Genomic DNA, 16,896 nt, shown 5'->3' on the forward strand with positions numbered 1-16,896 from the left:
CCGATAATGGCTGTTTCGCGGCTTATACGCAGGCGGTGCGCGCTTAGATGTTACATGGTCATGAAATCTGCGTAACCCGGCGCGGATTCAGGCCGCATCCGCCGCGCTGTCATGCTCGCGCGCGGCCAGATAACGTTCGGCCTCCAGCGCCGCCATGCAGCCCATGCCCGCCGCGGTCACGGCCTGGCGGTATTTGTCATCGGTCACATCACCCGCCGCGAACACGCCGGGGATGGAGGTGGCGGTGGAATCGGGCGCGGTGACCAGATAGCCCCCGGTCTTGGTGTCCAGCTGATCCTTGAACAATTCCGTCGCCGGGGCGTGGCCGATGGCCACGAACACGCCGTCGGCTGCAAGCTCGCGGGTTTCACCGCTCTGGGCGTGTTTCAGGCGCACGCCCGTCACGCCGCGCACGGGCTCTGCATCGCCCAGGATTTCATCCACCACATGGTCCCAGACCACCTCGATCTTGGGATGCTTGAACAGACGGTCCTGCATGATCTTTTCCGCCCGCAGGCTGTCGCGCCGGTGCACCAGCGTGACCTTGGAGGCGAAATTCGTCAGGAACAGCGCCTCCTCAACAGCCGTGTTGCCGCCGCCCACCACCACGACCTCCTTGCCGCGGTAGAAAAAGCCGTCGCAAGTGGCGCAGGCCGACACCCCGAAGCCCTGGAAGGCCTCTTCACTGGGCAGGCCCAGCCATTTGGCGCTGGCGCCGGTGGCGATGATCACCGCATCTGCAGTGTACACAGTCCCTGAATCCCCGGTGAGCCGGAAGGGGCGGGCTGTGAGATCGGCCTCCAGAATGGTGTCCTGGGCGAACTGCGTGCCCACATGCTCGGCCTGGGCGCGCATCTGGTCCATCAGCCAGGGTCCCTGGATCACGTCCGCGAAGCCGGGATAATTCTCCACATCGGTGGTGATCGTCAGCTGCCCGCCCGGCTGGATGCCGGTGATCAGCAGCGGCTCCAGCATGGCGCGCGCGGCGTATATCGCCGCCGTATAGCCCGCAGCGCCCGATCCGATAATGACGAGTTTGGCGTGACGGGTCTGGCTCATGGCGGCGATGTCCTTTGTCAGTTTGGCGCTGATAGCTGTTTCGCTCAGGGGCGCTGCAAGGTTACTGGCCGGATTCGCCTGCGGGAGTCTCGCCCGACAGGCGGTCGAGCAGGTCCATATCCCATGCGCGGTCCGGATCAATCCGGTCAAGCTGGTCACGGGTCAGGGCGCCCGAGCGGATCTGGCTGGCCGCAAAGAGATGAGCCGCCCGCGCTGAGCTGGCGCAATGGATCACGGCGGGGCCTTCGGTCTCAGCCAATAGGGCGGCCAGTGCATCAGCCGCTTCCGGACCGGTCATCCGGCTGACGGGAATATGGGCGTAGGCCAGGCCCTGGCTCATCACCTCTACCGGATAGTCATCACCCAGCGCTGTGATCTCGGCCTGCGTCAGAAGATTGACCACCAGCGTCTGGCGCTCGCGCGACCAGCGCGCAGGGGCGCCGGGGCCGGGTCGCGCCTCCAGGCTGATATCCTGGCGCACGGTTGCACCCGGGACGTCGCCGGGCGCCTTATCCAGCGCGAGGGCCTCAGCGATTGCAGCGCCTGCGAAGAGAAGGGCGGCGCCCAGCATGGCGGTCAGGCGGATCATGGCGGACAGCTCCTGTCGTCAAGAATGGCGGCGCATGCACAGGGCACATGTCGCAGCGCCAAGGCGGGATTTCAAGCCGGACCCGTGCGCCCTTCCGGCTTTGTGAACGCCAGACATAGACCGGAGACCGCCTGGGCCCAGGCGTGAGGGGCGGACCGCGCAGCGCCTTGAACATCCGAGCCCGGCCTGGCCAGCTGCCGCGCTGCGCCCCCCGGCGGCGCCTGAGCATGCGCCCAGTCGCGGCACAGACGCCGCCGCGTAACCTGCTGTACTCGCCGCGCTGAAACGGCCAGCGATTACTGGTGCAAGACTGGCCGGGCCGCCGGGCTTGGTTGACCGCCATATCCGCCCGCTATAAAGCCGGAACCTGTTTTATTGCCAAGGGGACACGCCATGAGCCGGGTCGACGCGGTCAAATCCGCGCTACGCGCCGCCTTCGCGGCCGCAGATATGCGCGAAACGCCCTACCGGCACTGGTTCCTGGACGGGCTCTTGCCGGACGATATCGTCAGCGAGCTGCAGGCTGTGCCCCTGCCCGCGCAGGAAGTCGATGTGTCCGGCACGCGTGAGGCCAACAACTCCACCCGCCAGTATTTCGACACGCCAAACCAGGCGCGCTTCCCCGCCTTCGCCGATGTGGCCGGCGCCTTCCAGGCGCCTGACATGATCGCCACGCTCAATGACATGTTCGGCGCCTCTCTGGACGGCAATTATCTGCGCATTGAATACGCCCAGGATACGGACGGCTTCTGGCTTCATCCCCATACCGATATCGGGGTGAAGGTGTTCACCATGCTGCTCTATCTGTCCGGCGCGCCGGGCCATGACGATCTGGGCACCGATATCTATCTCGACCGCGACACCCACGCCGCGCGCACCGCCTTCCGGCCCAATCACGCCATGGTGTTCATTCCGTCGGACCGCACCTGGCACGGCTTCGAGCCCCGCCCGATCCCGGGCGTGCGCCAGTCCATCATCATCAATTATGTCACGCCTGAATGGCGCGCTCGCGATCAGCTGGCCTTCCCCGAATCGCTGGTCAAAGCCGCCTGATCAGCCGGGCAGAAGCGCGCGCGCGCGCGCCGCGGCCGGCTCGCACGGATCAACAGGGCCGGTTCCCGCATGGGCCAGATTCAGCACGCCGCCGGTGAGGCGCGAGATCAGACCATCATCCTGAAGCTTTTCCAGAAACGCCAGATGGCGCCCGCGCACGCCCGGCAGCCAGAGCGTATGGACCGGCGCGCCTGCGCTCAACGCCTCTGACACCATGGACACCGACTCGCCCGTGACCAGGAACCGGTCGCAGCACGCCAGCATGCCGGCGTAAGGATTGGGCCCCTCACCGTTCCACACCTCGACCAGCGGGTCCGGCGCGGCCAGTTCCATCAGGCGGGCGCGCGCGCCTTCAGGCGTGCGGCGGGAGGGCGTGACCCTCACCCGGCCATCGGTCTGATTGCGAAAACCGGTAATGGCGGCGAGGATTTCATCCACCGCGCCTTCCGTCAGCTCCATGCGCCCGGCCGGGCCGCCGACCATGACACCCAGCAGCGGGCGCGCATCAGGCTTGAGCGTGTGCGCCCACTCATTACGCGCTTGCGCCAGAGCGTCCGGCGTGAACGGGTGCAGGGCGGTGGCCACCGGCAGGATATTGGGCCCCTCCAGCCGGTCATGGATCATGGGGATGACCAGATCGAACAGATGCAGCGGCGCTTGCGGGTTCTGGATGTGGACCAGGCGCGTGCGGCCGCCGGACGCCTTGCGGATCGCCAGCGCGGCGGCCACCGAGCGGCGCCCGCATGTGATCAGGAGATCGGGCCAGGGCGCGGCAAGCCCGTGGGGCGCGGCGCGCATCAGCGCAAACGGCGCCAGATGGCCCGGCATCCACGACCAGGGCGCGGGCAGGGGAAACACCTTCTCTTCAAACGCCTCGCCGGTCCGCAGCGCCAGTCCGCGCGCCTGGCTGCGCATCCCCGCCTCGCCTGTCGTCAACGCCCAGACCCTGGTCATGACGGCGATCCTTCCTGAGGTTCGGCGCTAGACCCACTCCACCTTCAGGATTTCGTAGCTCTTTACGCCGCCCGGCGCGGCCACTTCGACCACATCGCCGGTTTCCTTGTTGATCAGGGCGCGTGCGATGGGCGAGGAGATGGAGATCTTGCCCGATTTCACGTCCGCCTCGTCATCGCCGACGATCTTGTAGGTGGCTTCTGCGTCGGTGTCCTCGTCCACAACAGTGACGGTGGCGCCGAACTTGACCGTATCGCCGGACAGCTTGGTGATGTCGATCACCTGGGCGCGCGCCAGCTTGTCCTCAAGCTCCTGCACCCGGCCCTCGATCCAGCCCTGGCGCTCCTTGGCGGCGTGGTATTCGGCGTTTTCCGACAGGTCACCGTGGTCGCGCGCCTCGGAAATGGCCTGGATCACGGCCGGGCGCTCCACGGTTTTGAGGTGGCGGAGTTCTTCGTCGAGCGCCTTATGGCCCTCGCCGGTCATGGGGATCTTCTGCATGGATGTCCCGTTTCGCGTATATCGACGCCTGAAAATCAAAGCCTGCCCGGCAGGGGCAGGCCTCAATACGATTACCTAGAATAGGATTGCAGCGAGCGCGGTTCAAGCTGGCCGGCATCAATCACCGCAATCGACTTTATCGCCGCACGCGAGGCCGAGGCCGTGGTGTAGCACGGCACGCGCATTTCCAGCGCCGTGCGGCGGATGGAGGCGCTGTCGATCATCGAGCGCTGGCCTTCGGTTGTGTTGAAGACCAGCTGCACCTCGCCATTCTTGATGGCGTCCACGATATGGGGCCGGCCCTCATAAACCTTGAGCACCCGCCGCACCGGCACGCCGGCCGCCTCCAGCGCCTCCGCCGTGCCGCCGGTGGCCAGCAGGCTGAAGCCCAGCTCGGTAAGCGTGCGGCAGGGCTCGATCATCCCCGCCTTGTCGGAATCTTTCAACGAGACAAACACCGCGCCCGAGCGCGGCAGCTTCACCCCGGCGCCCAGCTGGGCCTTGGCGAAGGCGGCCTCGAAGCGCGCATCAATGCCCATCACCTCGCCGGTGGAACGCATTTCCGGGCCCAGCACCGGATCGACGCCGGGAAAGCGGGCGAACGGCATCACCGCTTCTTTCACCGAAACATGATCAGGATCGCCCTGGGGCAGGTCAAACGCATCCAGCATGCGCCCGGCCATCACCTGAGCGGCGATGCGCGCCACCGGCGCGCCAATGGCCTTGGCCACGAAGGGCACGGTGCGGCTGGCGCGCGGATTGACCTCGAGGAGGAAAATCTCGCCGTCCTTGACCGCGAACTGCACGTTCATGAGGCCCTTCACGCCAATGGCGCGCGCCAGCGCCTCGGTCTCGCGCCTGATCTCGGCCACGGTCTCCGGCGGCAGGGAATAGGGCGGCAGGGCGCAGGCGCTGTCGCCTGAATGCACCCCGGCCTCCTCGATATGCTCCATCACACCTGCGACCCAGACGCGCTCGCCATCGCACACCGCGTCCACATCCACTTCCGAAGCGTCAGAGAGATAGCGGTCCAGCAGGAGCGGCGCCTTGCCCGAGACATGCACCGCCTCGCGGATATAGCGCTCGAAGCTCTCGGTCTCGCGCACAATCTCCATGCCGCGCCCGCCCAGCACGTGGGAGGGGCGCAGCACCAGCGGAAAGCCCAGCGACTGGGCCGCTTCGGCGGCCTCTTCCACCGAGCGGGCGATGACGTTGGGCGGCTGTTTGAGCTCCAGCTCGTCCAGAAGCGCCTTGAAGCGCTCGCGGTCCTCGGCCAGATCGATGGCGTCCGGGCTGGTGCCCAGGATGGGAATGCCCGCCGCTTCCAGATCGGCTGACAGCTTCAGGGGCGTCTGGCCGCCAAACTGCACCACCACGCCGATCAGCTCGCCGCGAGCGCGCTCGGCCTCGATCAGCTCGATCACGTCCTCGGCGGTGAGCGGCTCGAAATACAGCCGGTCGGCGGTGTCATAGTCGGTGGAGACGGTTTCGGGATTGCAGTTGACCATGATGGACTCGATGTCCATGTCGGCGAACGCAAATGCGGCGTGGCAGCAGCAATAGTCAAACTCGATGCCCTGTCCGATCCGGTTCGGCCCGCCGCCCAGGATCACGGCCTTTTTGCGGCCCGTAGGCTCGCTCTCGCACGCCCCGCCGGTCTCGTAAGTGGAATACATATAGGGCGTCACCGCCGCGAACTCGGCCGCACAGGTGTCCACCCGCTTGTAGACCGGGCGCACGCCCAGCGCCCGGCGCGCCGCCGCCACATCGGTTTCGGCCTGGCCCGTCAGCACCGCCAGGCGGGCATCGGAAAAACCCATGGACTTGAGCCGGCGCATGCCTTGCGCATCGCCGGGCAGGCCCAGCATGCGCACGTCTTCCTCGACCGCCACGATCTCCTCGATCTGGCGCAGGAACCAGGGCTCATAGGCGCAGGCCGCATGAATCTCGTCCACGCTGAGCCCCTCGCGGAAAGCCTGGGCGATGACGCGCAGCCGGTCCGGGGTGGGCTCGGCCAGCGCCGCCAGCACCGCCTGGCGGCGCGCGGCGGCGTCCTCGGCGGCGTCCAGCCGGTCGATCACCGCCTCGTCAAACCCGCTCAGGCCGGTCTCCAGGCTTCGCAGCGCCTTCTGCACGCTCTCCTGGAAAGTGCGCCCGATGGACATGGCCTCGCCCACCGATTTCATGGAGGTGGTCAGGGACGCCTTGGCGCCAGGATATTTCTCGAACGCGAAGCGCGGGATTTTGGTGACCACATAATCAATCGCCGGCTCGAAGCTGGCGGGCATGGCGCCGCCGGTGATGTCATTATCGATCTCGTCGAGCGTATAGCCCACCGCCAGCTTGGCTGCGACGCGCGCAATGGGAAAGCCGGTGGCCTTGGAGGCCAGCGCCGAGGAGCGCGACACGCGCGGGTTCATCTCGATCACCACCATGCGCCCGTCCGCGGGATTGACCGCGAACTGCACGTTGGAGCCGCCGGTCTCCACCCCGATCTCGCGCAGCACCGCGATGGAGGCCGAGCGCATGCGCTGGAACTCCTTGTCGGTGAGGGTCAGGGCCGGCGCCACGGTGATGGAATCGCCGGTATGCACGCCCATGGGATCGATATTCTCAATGGAGCATACGATGATGCAATTGTCCGCGCGGTCGCGGACCACCTCCATCTCGAACTCCTTCCAGCCGACCACGCTTTCTTCGATCAGCACTTCGGTGACCGGCGAGTTGTACAGGCCCGAGGCGACGATCTCTCGAAATTCCTCGATATTATAGGCGATGCCCCCGCCCGTGCCGCCCATGGTGAAGGAGGGCCGGATCACGGCCGGAAGGCCCAGCTCCTCCAGCACGATCTCGGCTTCGGCCAGGGTATGGGCGGTGCGCGAACGCGGGCTTTCCAGCCCGATGGAATCCATGGCGTTGCGGAAGCGCTCGCGGTTTTCCGCCTTGTCGATGACATCGGCCTTGGCGCCGATCATCTCCACCCCGAACAGCTCCAGCACGCCGCGCCGGTCCAGCTCCAGCGCGCAATTGAGCGCGGTCTGGCCGCCCATGGTGGGCAGAAGCGCGTCCGGGCGCTCCTTCTCGATCACCTTGGCGACCATGTCCGGCGTGATCGGCTCCACATAAGTGGCGTCGGCCAGGCCCGGATCGGTCATGATGGTGGCCGGGTTGGAGTTGACCAGAATGACCCGGTAGCCCTCTTCTTTCAGCGCCTTGACCGCCTGCACCCCGGAATAGTCGAACTCGCAGGCCTGACCGATCACGATAGGCCCGGCGCCGATGATCAGGATGGACTGGATATCAGTGCGTCTGGGCATGGGGGAGGCCTTTTCACGTCAGGCGCGCGCACGCCCGGCCCCCGGAGCGGTCCGGGAGGAGCATGCGGCGCGGGTTCGGTCGCTGAAATCCGTGTCTAGCGCCTGCGGACCCGCTTGGCGAGTGCCGGTTTACAGGGGCGCCCCTACCCCAGCCGCAAATCGCGCCACAGATGCGGCGGGATGTCGTCTCGGGCGCGCACGCGCGGGCCCACCAGCCACCAGGCGCGCTCGTGCAGGAGCGGGATATTGGGCATGTCAGCGAGCAACTCGGCTTCGGCCTCGCGGTGCAGGGCGGCGCGGGCGGCGCGATCCAGCTCGCCGCGCGCTGCGCCCATCAGCCGGTCAAATTCGGGCCGGCGCCCGCCCTCCCAATTGGTGTTGTCGGCGAAGCCTTCCCGGGCGAAGGGCTGGAGCATGAAGTCGGGATCGGTCTTCAGCCCGCGGTCATAGCGCGCCAGCGCCAGGTCATAATCACCGCCATCCACCGCCGCGTAGAGATCCAGCGGATAGGTGGACAAGAGCTCGGCGTCCACGCCTGCACGCCGCCAGTCATCAATGATGGCCAGCGCCACCCGGTCGCGGTCCCCGGCCGTTGCGCGCAGTGTGACGCGCAGGCGGTTGTCCGGCCCGTGCCCGGCCTGGGCCAAAAGATCGCGCGCCTGATCGGGGTCTGGCGCCGGAGACGGCGCCTCGGGATCGGGGATCACCAGCGCGGCGGGGCGCGCCTCGCCATGGAAGAAATGGGTATTGATATGGTCCCGGTCGATGGCCAGGCTCAGCGCCCGGCGCACGCGCGCATCGCGCAGGCGGGGGCTGGCGCAATTGACCTTGATATAGGTGAGGATCGGCGCCGGGAAGCTGCGCAGCTGGGCGCCCACGCGCTCGCGCAAAAGGCCGATCTGGTCGCCTGGCGGCCGGTCGGCGAGATCATAATCGCCCGCCCGGAACCGCCGCGCGCGCGCCGCCGCATCATCGATCACATCCACCCGGATGGATTTGATGCGCACCCCCGCCGCGCCGGCGAAATTGGGGTTTTTCTCCAGCCGCCAGGTGAGCGCGCCCTGCTCGGCCAGCACGTAAGGCCCCGCCCCGACCCAGTGGCGCGCACGCGTCCAGTCATCGGGCCGGGCCTCCACGGCATGACGCGGCAGCGGATAAAACTCGCGCATCAGCACCGGGAACAGGCTCACCGGGCGGTCGAGCTCGAACACCACGGTGGTGTCGTCCGGGGCGCTGACGGCGATCTGGTCGGGCGGGATCTGGCCCAGGAGCGCCTCGCGCGCGCCGATCACCGCGAAGAAATCGCCCAGATCGGCAAAGCCCGTGCGCGGGTCCACCGCCCGCCGGGCGGTCCAGACCACATCATCCGATGTGATGGGCGCCCCGTCCGACCACATCAGGCCCGGGGTCAGCTTGAAGGTCCAGCTGCGCGCATCCGCGCTGCGCCAGGATTCAGCCAGCCCCGGCGCCAGCCCGCCCGAAGGCGAGTATTCGGTCAGCGGGGCATGGAGCTGCTTGTACATCAGCGCCGCGGACGCGAACTGGCCCTTGATGGGGTCCAGGCTGTCGGGCTCGCCATCAATGGCCACGCGCAGGAGGTCAGCCTCTTCCCCGCCGCGCGGCCCGCACGCCGCGGCGCCCGCCAGCGCCAGCGATGACGCCATTACGCCCCGGCGCGACCAGCCTGCCCGTCCCGTCATTGCTTGCTCCCGTCGATCATGACCTGTCCAGGCTGCATGCTAGCGCGATCCGCACAAACGCGGAAAGCACCCGCAGGCAGGACGCGGGGAGCCGTGAGCGCGCCTACCACCGCGTCCTGACCCCCGCCCAGAGCAGGCCTTCGGGGCGGGCGCCGGCGATATGGCCGGGTTCGCGGGTCAGGCGCGCAGCGAAGCTGGCCACGGCCTCATCGCTGAGCTGCACGCGCCAGGCGGCCTCCATGGAGATCTCCCGGCCCGACGGGGCCAGGCTGGCATGGCGGGTTGGGTCCAATATGGTGCGACATCCTACCTCAGCTCCGGCAGCCTATACCTCACAGAGGTCAACAATCTTTTCAGGCGGTTGCCAATTGTCTGCTGCTTGCCGCCATCGACGAAGCGGGTTCCGCTAGTCTCTTCCAGATGGGCCAAAATCTGCTGATGCCGGTCATACTGATGAATGACAGCCGGGACGAAGCCATCCGGGCGCGCAAGAGGCTCACCGGCCGCCGCCGTCAATTGCGGGGCCGTCGCGCCCACCGTGGCCACGCGCCCGTAATTTTCGGCAATATCCGCATCGATCAGCCCAAGATGTATCGCAACATTGAATGCCGCTTGATCGGCTCCAAAACTACCGCCGACCGAATAGCGGGGTATGGCCATCAGGAATTCCATCGCGGCGCAAATTTGAAGCATGCCCTTGCGTGTGCCCAGCATTGTCCCGGCACACAGCGCAGGTCTGTGGTGAATGCGTTCTAGAATGTCGGCTCCAAAACAGCGCCGTATCCACTTGCTGGTCGCCGCATGATCGCTCAAGACGCCAACCTCGCGCTCGATATGTGCTTCCAGCTCTCCTTGAAGAGGGTCCTCAAACGGGCTGCGCTGAAAGGCGACATCCCGGCTGTCGCACATGAAAACATGCGTCCATTCCGGCCTCTGCTCTATGAAAGCCGCCGCAAAGGCGATGCGCTGCACGACAATGTGCGGTTCATTCCATCGCGACCGCGGCACAATCATGACGTCAATTGCCAGCTCGTCCAGCCTTGCCAGCAACGCCTCATCATTATGGACAACAAGCCCGATAGGGCCGTCATGATGCGCACGCAGCGTGTGCAGGAACACGGCGAGCTGTTCGAAAGAGTACCCGGTTGCACATGCGAGGACGGCTTTGCCAGGTAGCACATGCCGTCCGATCCACGACACGCAGTCTGACGCCAGGGCGCGGGCTCGCCACCTGAAGTATGGAGCGCAGGTCACCGCAGACGTCCAAAAGGGAGGGCCGTGAGCGCGCGCGCCCAGCCTGTCACACCAGCGACAGGCGCCGCACGGACAGTCGTAAGATAGGGTTGATCCAAACGAACACCCATGCGCCGCAATTTCACCAATTCCCCCCGGTCTGGCAATCCACACCGCGGGCAGGGCGCGCTAAAGCCCATTTGCCCGATTTAACAGGGCTGGAAGCTCCGCCTACCACCGCGTCCTGACCCCCGCCCAGAGCAGGCCTTCGGGGCGGGCGCCGGCGATATGGCCGGGTTCGCGGGTCAGGCGCGCAGCGAAGCTGGCCACGGCCTCATCGCTGAGCTGCACGCGCCAGGCGGCCTCCATGGAGATCTCCCGGCCCGACGGGGCCAGGCTGGCATGGCGGCGCTCGAACACCGTCACATCGTCCTCGTCCACCAGCACCGGCACCAGCGCCGACACCGCCCCGCGCTCCACGCGCAGCGGCTGGGCCAGCGTCAGTCCGAACCGGCCGCCCGCCAGCGCCCGGTCCGCGCCCAGGCTCCAGGCGCTCGCGCCCAGGGCCTGTTCGCGCTGCAGCGCCAGGGGCAGGCTCAGCTCGCCCGTAATGTGCTCGACACGCGCCGCGCCGCGCCAGCCCAGGGGCAGGGCGCCGGACCACAGCCCGGCCACGAAGCGCGTGTCCGATCCGTCCTGCTCGCCGAAGCGCGCCGCCAGGAAGCCGCCCAGCGCGCGGTGATTCTCCCGGCCCGAGCCGGTCTCGAAACCGAATGTCTGGCCCTCGCGGGTATAGGTCAGGGCCGTGGCCTGGAAGGCTGAAGCCTCCCCGCCCGAAGCGCGCACATGGAAACCCAGCGCGCCGCCCATGGCCGCCACGTCATAGCTGATCGCCGCCCAGTCGCGCTGACTGGTCAGACGCGCCAGCGCGCCGGAGAACTGGGTCTCGGAGAGCACCGACATCCCCGCTCCGCCCGCCGGCGACGGCGCGGCGAAACCGCGGCCCGCCTGCAGGTTCAGCCCGCCCTGGCGGAAGGAGAAGGACAGATCGGGCTGAGCGTGGTAGAGCTCTTCAGGCAGGTTGCGCAGGGCATGGGGCCGGTCAGGCGTCATGCGCATCATCACCTGGGCGGGGCCGGCGCGCGTCACGCCGGTCCGGGCGAGACTGGCCGCGGCCGCGCTTTCCATGGCGTCCATGGCGCCGTCGATGGCGCCGGTCTCCGGCCGGGCCGCATCAAAGCGGAACGGGCGGCGGAACCTGTCGCGCAGAACTGCGCCGTCCACCAGCCCGCTGCGCCACATCCAGTCGCCGTAAGGCCCGGACGGCGCCTGCAACAGCGCGCCCAGCGGCACGGCTTCACCCGTCGCGAAGCTCACCGAGGAATTGCCCACAGGCTGGAAGGCGGCGGCCAGATCGATCAGGCCCCACCCGTAAATCTCGTCAACCCCCGGCTCACCGAGATCGAGCGCGGTTTCGAACAGGATCTGGAGCGCTTCATTGCCCTGCAGATTGGGGAAGGCCTGCAATAGCAGCGCCAGCGCGCCGGCCACATGCGGCGCGGAGAAGCTGGTGCCCGAATAGCGCGCCAGCTGCGGATTGCCCTCTTCAGAATCCAGGAAGGGCGTCAATATGCTGCGGCCCGGGGCCACCAGAAACGCAGCCGCCGAATCGCCCGCCCGGTTGGAGAAATTGGTGAGCACCGTCTCACCGGGTTCGCAGCCGCCCTGGGGCTGGCCCGGGCAGCCCACCGCGCCGACAGCGACGGCGAAGCCCAGTGAATCCGCCCGGATGGCGAAATTCGCCGGGAAATTGGGATTGCTGGCGTCCTTATCCTCATCATCCCCGTCATTGCCTGCGGAGATGACCATGAAAATGCCCGCCTGCGCCGCCCGGCGCATGGCGGCGAAGGTCTGGGTGAGCGCGTCAGTGGCGCCCACATCCCGGCCCAGTGACAGATTGATCACCCGCGCGCCATTGGCCACGGCATAGTCAATGGCTGCGGCGATATTGGCGTCGGAATACCGGCAGCCGCCATCATCGGGATCGTCATCTTCGCACGTGCCCGGCGTGTCCGCACGCAAGGCCAGGATCGTGCTCTGAAAAGCCACGCCATGGCCGCCAATATTGTTCTTGTTGGCCGCAATGACGCCGGCCACGCCCGTGCCGTGACCGTCAATATCCTCAAGATCATCACGTGAACCGACGATGTCGCGGCTATTGGGATCTATGCGCCCGGTAAATTCGGGATGATCCTGAACAATGCCGGTATCGACCACCGCCACGATTATGCCCTCACCCGTCGCCCCTTCGGCATAGGCCGTGGAGGCGTTGATCAGGCCCAGCCCGTACTGGCGATTGTATTCTGCGGTTTCGAAATCCGCCGGATTGCCCGATGGCGGCGGAGGCGGCGGTGGCGGGGGAGGCGGAGGTGGCGGTGGCGGAGGCGGCGGAGGGGGCGGCGTGGGACTGGTGATGGGACCGGACGCGCCGCCCCCGCCGCCACACCCTGTCACCACGACTGCGGCCGCAGCGGTGAACACAGCCGCCATCAGTGCATGGCGCAGCTTTCTTGAACGGGTCATATTCTGTCTCCGGTCAGCGCCGCGGCCCCTCGCCCGCGCGCATTGCGCCCCTGTCACATCCAAGGCTAGCCCGGCCCGGCGCGCGCGCCAAACGAATAGTGCGCCAGCCAAGGCCGTGCGATGACAGGATAATTGACGCCCGGTTAGCGCAGCCCGCCCACAAACCGGTCAAACACGCCGAAACTGTCCTGGGGGCCGGGGCTGGCTTCGGGGTGGTGCTGGACGGCCATGACCGGCTTCGAGGTCAGGCGGAAACCGCAATTGGAGCCGTCAAACAGCGAGACATGGGTCTCCACCGCGTCTGCAGGCAGGCTGTCGCGGTCCACGGCGAAGCCATGGTTCATGGACACGATCTCGACCTGGCCGGTTTCGATATTCTTGACCGGGTGATTGGCGCCGTGATGGCCCTGGGCCATTTTCACGGTCTTCGCCCCGATGGCCAGCGCCAGCATCTGATGGCCCAGGCAAATGCCCAGCACCGGCACGCCCGCCGTGATCACGCCGCGCAGCGTCTCCAGCGCATACTCGCCTGTGGCCGACGGATCTCCCGGCCCGTTGGAGACCACCACGCCCGCCGGCTTGAGCGCCAGCACGTCAGCGGCCGGGGTGGAGCCGGGGACCACGCGCACCCGAGCGCCCGCGCTCACCAGCCGGCGCAGGATATTGGCCTTAACCCCGTAATCGAGCACCACCACCAGCGGGCCGTTCTCCGGCCCGGCCATATGGCCTGCAGGCCAGTCCCATCCCGCCTCGTCCCAGTCGGCGATATCGGTGCGCGAGACCGGGCGGGCCAGCTCGCGCCCTTCCATGGACGGCGCGCCGGCGGCCAGGGCCTTGAGGGCGGCAATGTCCAGCTTGCCGTCGCGCGCGTGCTGGATAGCGGCCAGGGGCATGCCGGTCTCGCGGATGCGCCGCGTGATGGCCCGGGTGTCCACCCCGGTGATGGCGGCGATGCCGCGCGCGGCCAGCCATTCATCAAAGCTCTGGGCGGCGCGCCAATTGGCCGGCGGCGTGATCGCTGCGCGCGAGACCATGCCCACGGCGGCCTGGCGCGCCGGATCGCTGGCGGCTTCCTCGTCCTCGCTATTGGCGCCCACATTACCCACATGGGGGAAGGTGAAGCACACGATCTGGCCGGCATAGGACGGATCGGCGAGAATTTCCTGATGGCCGGTCATGGCTGTGTTGAAGCACAGCTCGCCGGTGACCATGCCCGACGCGCCCGCGCCCTGGCCGTAGAACACCGTGCCGTCAGCCAGCACCAGGGCCGCGCTGGCGCCAGCATGGCCTGCCCCGTCCGCGCCAGTCGTGCTGAGGTCTTGATTCTCGACCGCTGATGCCATACCTCACCGCCTCCGCGACCGGATGCGCAAGGACGGACGCCCTCGCGGACAAACGCGCGGAACCTACGCGCGCACGGCGCCCCGGTCAAGCATGGCTGACCGGCATGAACACCAAGGTTTTCAAGGGCTTGGCCGCCATATGCAGGCCACCCGCAAATCGGACACGCTTACATGACCCTGCGTGAGCAGATCACCCACGACCTCAAGGACGCCATGCGCGCGCGCGACGAGGTGCGCCTGTCGACCCTGCGCCTGATCCAGGCGGCCATCAAGGATCGCGATATCGCCGCGCGCGCCGAGGACCGCTGCGAGGGCTGCGGGCATGAGGAAATCCTCGCCCTGCTGCAAAAGCTGGTCAAACAGCGCGAGGAGAGCGCAGGCGTTTACGAGACCGCCGGACGGCTCGATCTGGCCGAGCGCGAGCGCCGCGAGGCGGAAATCGTACGCGCCTATCTGCCCGAACCCATGGACGGCAAGGCCATCGCTGAAGCGGCCCGCACTGTGGTGGACGAGCTGGGCGCCGAGGGCCTCAAGGATATGGGCAAATGCATGGGCGCCCTGAAAGAGCGCTATGCCGGGCGTATGGATTTCTCCCGCGCAGGCAAGGAGATCCGCGCCCTGTTGCAAAACGCGTCCTGACGCACCCGGCGCGGATGCGCTCGCCCCCGCGCGGGCGTATACTGGGCCAGAGCAAGCGGCGGCAGGCATGGCGATACCCGACGGTTTCATCGACGAGATCAAGGCGCGCATCCGCCCGTCCGAGCTGATCGGCCGGACGGTGGCGCTCAAGCGTCAGGGCCGTGAGTTCGCCGGGCTCTCGCCGTTCAAGAAAGAGCGTACGCCCTCGTTTTTCGTCAATGACGAGAAGGGCTTCTATCATTGCTTCGCCAGCCAGGAACATGGCGACATCTTCACCTGGCTGCAAAAGACCCAAGGGCTGAGCTTCATGGAGGCCGTCGAGGCGCTGGCCCGCGAGGCCGGGCTGGACGTGCCCCGGGATCAGCCCGCCGATCCCGAACGCGAGGCCCGCCGCCAGCGCGCGCTGGACTGGATGGAGGCCGCCCATGCCTGGTTTGCGCGCCAGCTGCAAAGCCCGGCGGGCGCCCATGCGCGCGCCTATCTGGAAAGCCGGGGCCTCACGCCCGCAGACTGCGAACGCTTCGAGCTGGGCTTCGCGCCGGACCAGCGCCGGGGCCTGACCCAGGCGCTGATGCAGAAAGGCGCCAGCGTCAGCGATCTGCAGACGGCGGGGCTCATCATTACGCCCGATGATGGCGGCGAGGCCTATGACCGGTTCCGCGGACGCATCACATTCGCCATCCGCGATCCGCGCGGGCGCCTGACCGCCTTCGGCGCGCGCGCCCTGTCCAAGGATCAGCGCGCCAAATATCTCAACTCGCCCGAGACCGCCCTGTTCCACAAGGGCTCGACCCTGTACCGCTATCGCGAGGCGCGCGCGGCGGCGAACGATCCCAAATCCGGCGCCGGCGGCCTCATTGTGGCCGAAGGCTATATGGACGTGATCGCGTTCGCCCGCGCCGGGCTCGCCCATGCGGTGGCGCCGCTGGGCACGGCGCTGACGGAAAACCAGATGGCGCTGCTCTGGCGCGCGGGCGGCGAGCCGGTGGTGTGCCTGGATGGCGATGGCGCCGGTCAGCGCGCCGCGGCGCTGGCCGCCGATCGCGCCCTGCCTTTGCTGGCGCCGGGCAAGACGCTGCGCTTTGTGTTCCTGCCTGACGGAGCGGACCCCGACGATTTGTTGCGCGACAAGGGGCCCGAGGCCCTGCAGGCAGCGCTCGCCAAGCCCCGCCCGCTGATTGATGTCTTGTGGGAGCGTGAGGTGCAGGCCGGCCCGCTGGACGATCCCGACCGGCGCGCCGCCTTCCGCAAGCGCCTGCGCGCCCTGTGCGCGCGCATCGCCGACCCTGACGTGCGCGCCGAATACCGCGCCGAGTTCGACGCCCGGCTCAATACGCTGTTCGCCCGCACGCCCGCCCGGCGCGGCGGATCTGGGCGGCGCGCCGGCGAGTATCAGCCGCCCGCCGCCCCCAGCCGCGACCTGGTGGAGGCGGCGCGCAAGCCGCGCCCGGAGCGCGCCGCGCCCCTGGCCCGCCAACTGCTCGCCGGGGCTGTCGAATTCCCCGAAATCGCCTGCAGCGAAGCCGAAACTCTCGCAGAGCTGGACTTCGGACCGCTTGACAGCCTTAGGGACGCGGTTCTAGACGCCTGCCTCGATCCGGCGTTTTCGCCGGAAGAGGGGCTGGGCGCCCGACTCGCCGCACGCGGCATGACGGGCGCTCTGGCGCGTTTATCCGCCGACCGGGCCGCCGCGCGCGCGGCTCTTGGCGGTGAGGAATCGGACGCCCGCAGCCGCGCCGAGGCTTGGCGCAGGCTGTCGGCTTCCTATATGGAGCAAGTTGCGCACGACGTCCGTAAAGCCGAGGATCGCGCCCGCCTTGAGGATGCGTTCAACAGCGGCGATCCTGACGCCTTCAAATCCTGCCTCGCCGCCGTGCGGCGGGGCAAACTGCGTTAGCGCGCGACAGCCGCGCTGTAAGCCGCCC

The 16,896-nt window shown here is 67.7% G+C and carries 13 protein-coding genes; 3 read left to right on the top strand and 10 right to left on the bottom strand.

Annotated features, from left to right (window positions below):
• Positions 1–87: 87 nt before the first annotated feature.
• Positions 88–1,059 (bottom strand): thioredoxin-disulfide reductase, encoded by a 972-nt coding sequence (gene trxB, locus F1654_RS08175; RefSeq protein ID WP_150023032.1) that lies wholly within the window; start codon positions 1,057–1,059, stop codon positions 88–90.
• A gap of 61 nt (positions 1,060–1,120) precedes the next feature.
• Positions 1,121–1,648, bottom strand: coding sequence for a protein-tyrosine phosphatase family protein (locus F1654_RS08180; protein ID WP_150023033.1), 528 nt, complete (start codon positions 1,646–1,648; stop codon positions 1,121–1,123).
• Between the two features lie 393 nt (positions 1,649–2,041).
• Here F1654_RS08180 and F1654_RS08185 point away from each other — a divergent pair, with 393 nt between their 5' ends.
• Positions 2,042–2,701: a 2OG-Fe(II) oxygenase gene (locus tag F1654_RS08185; protein ID WP_150023034.1), complete on the top strand. Its 660-nt coding sequence runs from the start codon at positions 2,042–2,044 to the stop codon at positions 2,699–2,701.
• Here the strand turns inward: F1654_RS08185 and F1654_RS08190 are convergent, their stop codons facing one another.
• The 8 genes from F1654_RS08190 to carA form a co-directional block, all read right to left on the bottom strand.
• A complete protein-coding gene (locus F1654_RS08190) occupies positions 2,702–3,655 on the bottom strand; it encodes a mitochondrial fission ELM1 family protein (protein ID WP_150023035.1) in 954 nt (317 codons plus the stop codon).
• 27 nt (positions 3,656–3,682) lie between these two features.
• Positions 3,683–4,156 carry a transcription elongation factor GreA gene (gene greA, locus F1654_RS08195; protein ID WP_150023036.1) on the bottom strand — a complete coding sequence of 158 codons (474 nt, stop codon included), beginning with the start codon at positions 4,154–4,156 and terminating at the stop codon, positions 3,683–3,685.
• Positions 4,157–4,227: 71 nt separating this feature from the next.
• On the bottom strand, positions 4,228–7,473 hold the full coding sequence (carB, locus tag F1654_RS08200; protein WP_150023037.1) for a carbamoyl-phosphate synthase large subunit: 3,246 nt from the start codon (positions 7,471–7,473) through the stop codon (positions 4,228–4,230).
• A gap of 143 nt (positions 7,474–7,616) precedes the next feature.
• Positions 7,617–9,173 (bottom strand): peptide ABC transporter substrate-binding protein, encoded by a 1,557-nt coding sequence (locus tag F1654_RS08205; protein WP_150023038.1) that lies wholly within the window; start codon positions 9,171–9,173, stop codon positions 7,617–7,619.
• A 103-nt stretch (positions 9,174–9,276) separates the two neighbouring features.
• Positions 9,277–9,465 carry a hypothetical protein gene (locus tag F1654_RS08210; RefSeq protein ID WP_150023039.1) on the bottom strand — a complete coding sequence of 63 codons (189 nt, stop codon included), beginning with the start codon at positions 9,463–9,465 and terminating at the stop codon, positions 9,277–9,279.
• A 14-nt stretch (positions 9,466–9,479) separates the two neighbouring features.
• A complete protein-coding gene (locus F1654_RS08215) occupies positions 9,480–10,292 on the bottom strand; it encodes a hypothetical protein (protein ID WP_150023040.1) in 813 nt (270 codons plus the stop codon).
• 345 nt (positions 10,293–10,637) lie between these two features.
• Positions 10,638–12,989 (bottom strand): S8 family peptidase, encoded by a 2,352-nt coding sequence (locus F1654_RS08220; protein WP_199200511.1) that lies wholly within the window; start codon positions 12,987–12,989, stop codon positions 10,638–10,640.
• A 143-nt stretch (positions 12,990–13,132) separates the two neighbouring features.
• Positions 13,133–14,332: a glutamine-hydrolyzing carbamoyl-phosphate synthase small subunit gene (gene carA / locus F1654_RS08225; protein WP_150023042.1), complete on the bottom strand. Its 1,200-nt coding sequence runs from the start codon at positions 14,330–14,332 to the stop codon at positions 13,133–13,135.
• A 171-nt stretch (positions 14,333–14,503) separates the two neighbouring features.
• On the opposite strand from carA, the gene F1654_RS08230 reads away from it, so the two are divergent.
• Together F1654_RS08230 and dnaG are read left to right on the top strand one after the other, a co-directional pair.
• Positions 14,504–14,971, top strand: coding sequence for a GatB/YqeY domain-containing protein (locus tag F1654_RS08230; protein ID WP_150023043.1), 468 nt, complete (start codon positions 14,504–14,506; stop codon positions 14,969–14,971).
• 67 nt (positions 14,972–15,038) lie between these two features.
• Positions 15,039–16,868, top strand: coding sequence for a DNA primase (gene dnaG, locus F1654_RS08235; protein WP_150023044.1), 1,830 nt, complete (start codon positions 15,039–15,041; stop codon positions 16,866–16,868).
• Positions 16,869–16,896: the final 28 nt, after the last annotated feature.

The sequence above is a fragment of the Alkalicaulis satelles genome (assembly GCF_008630495.1).
GTDB lineage: Bacteria > Pseudomonadota > Alphaproteobacteria > Caulobacterales > Maricaulaceae > Oceanicaulis > Oceanicaulis satelles.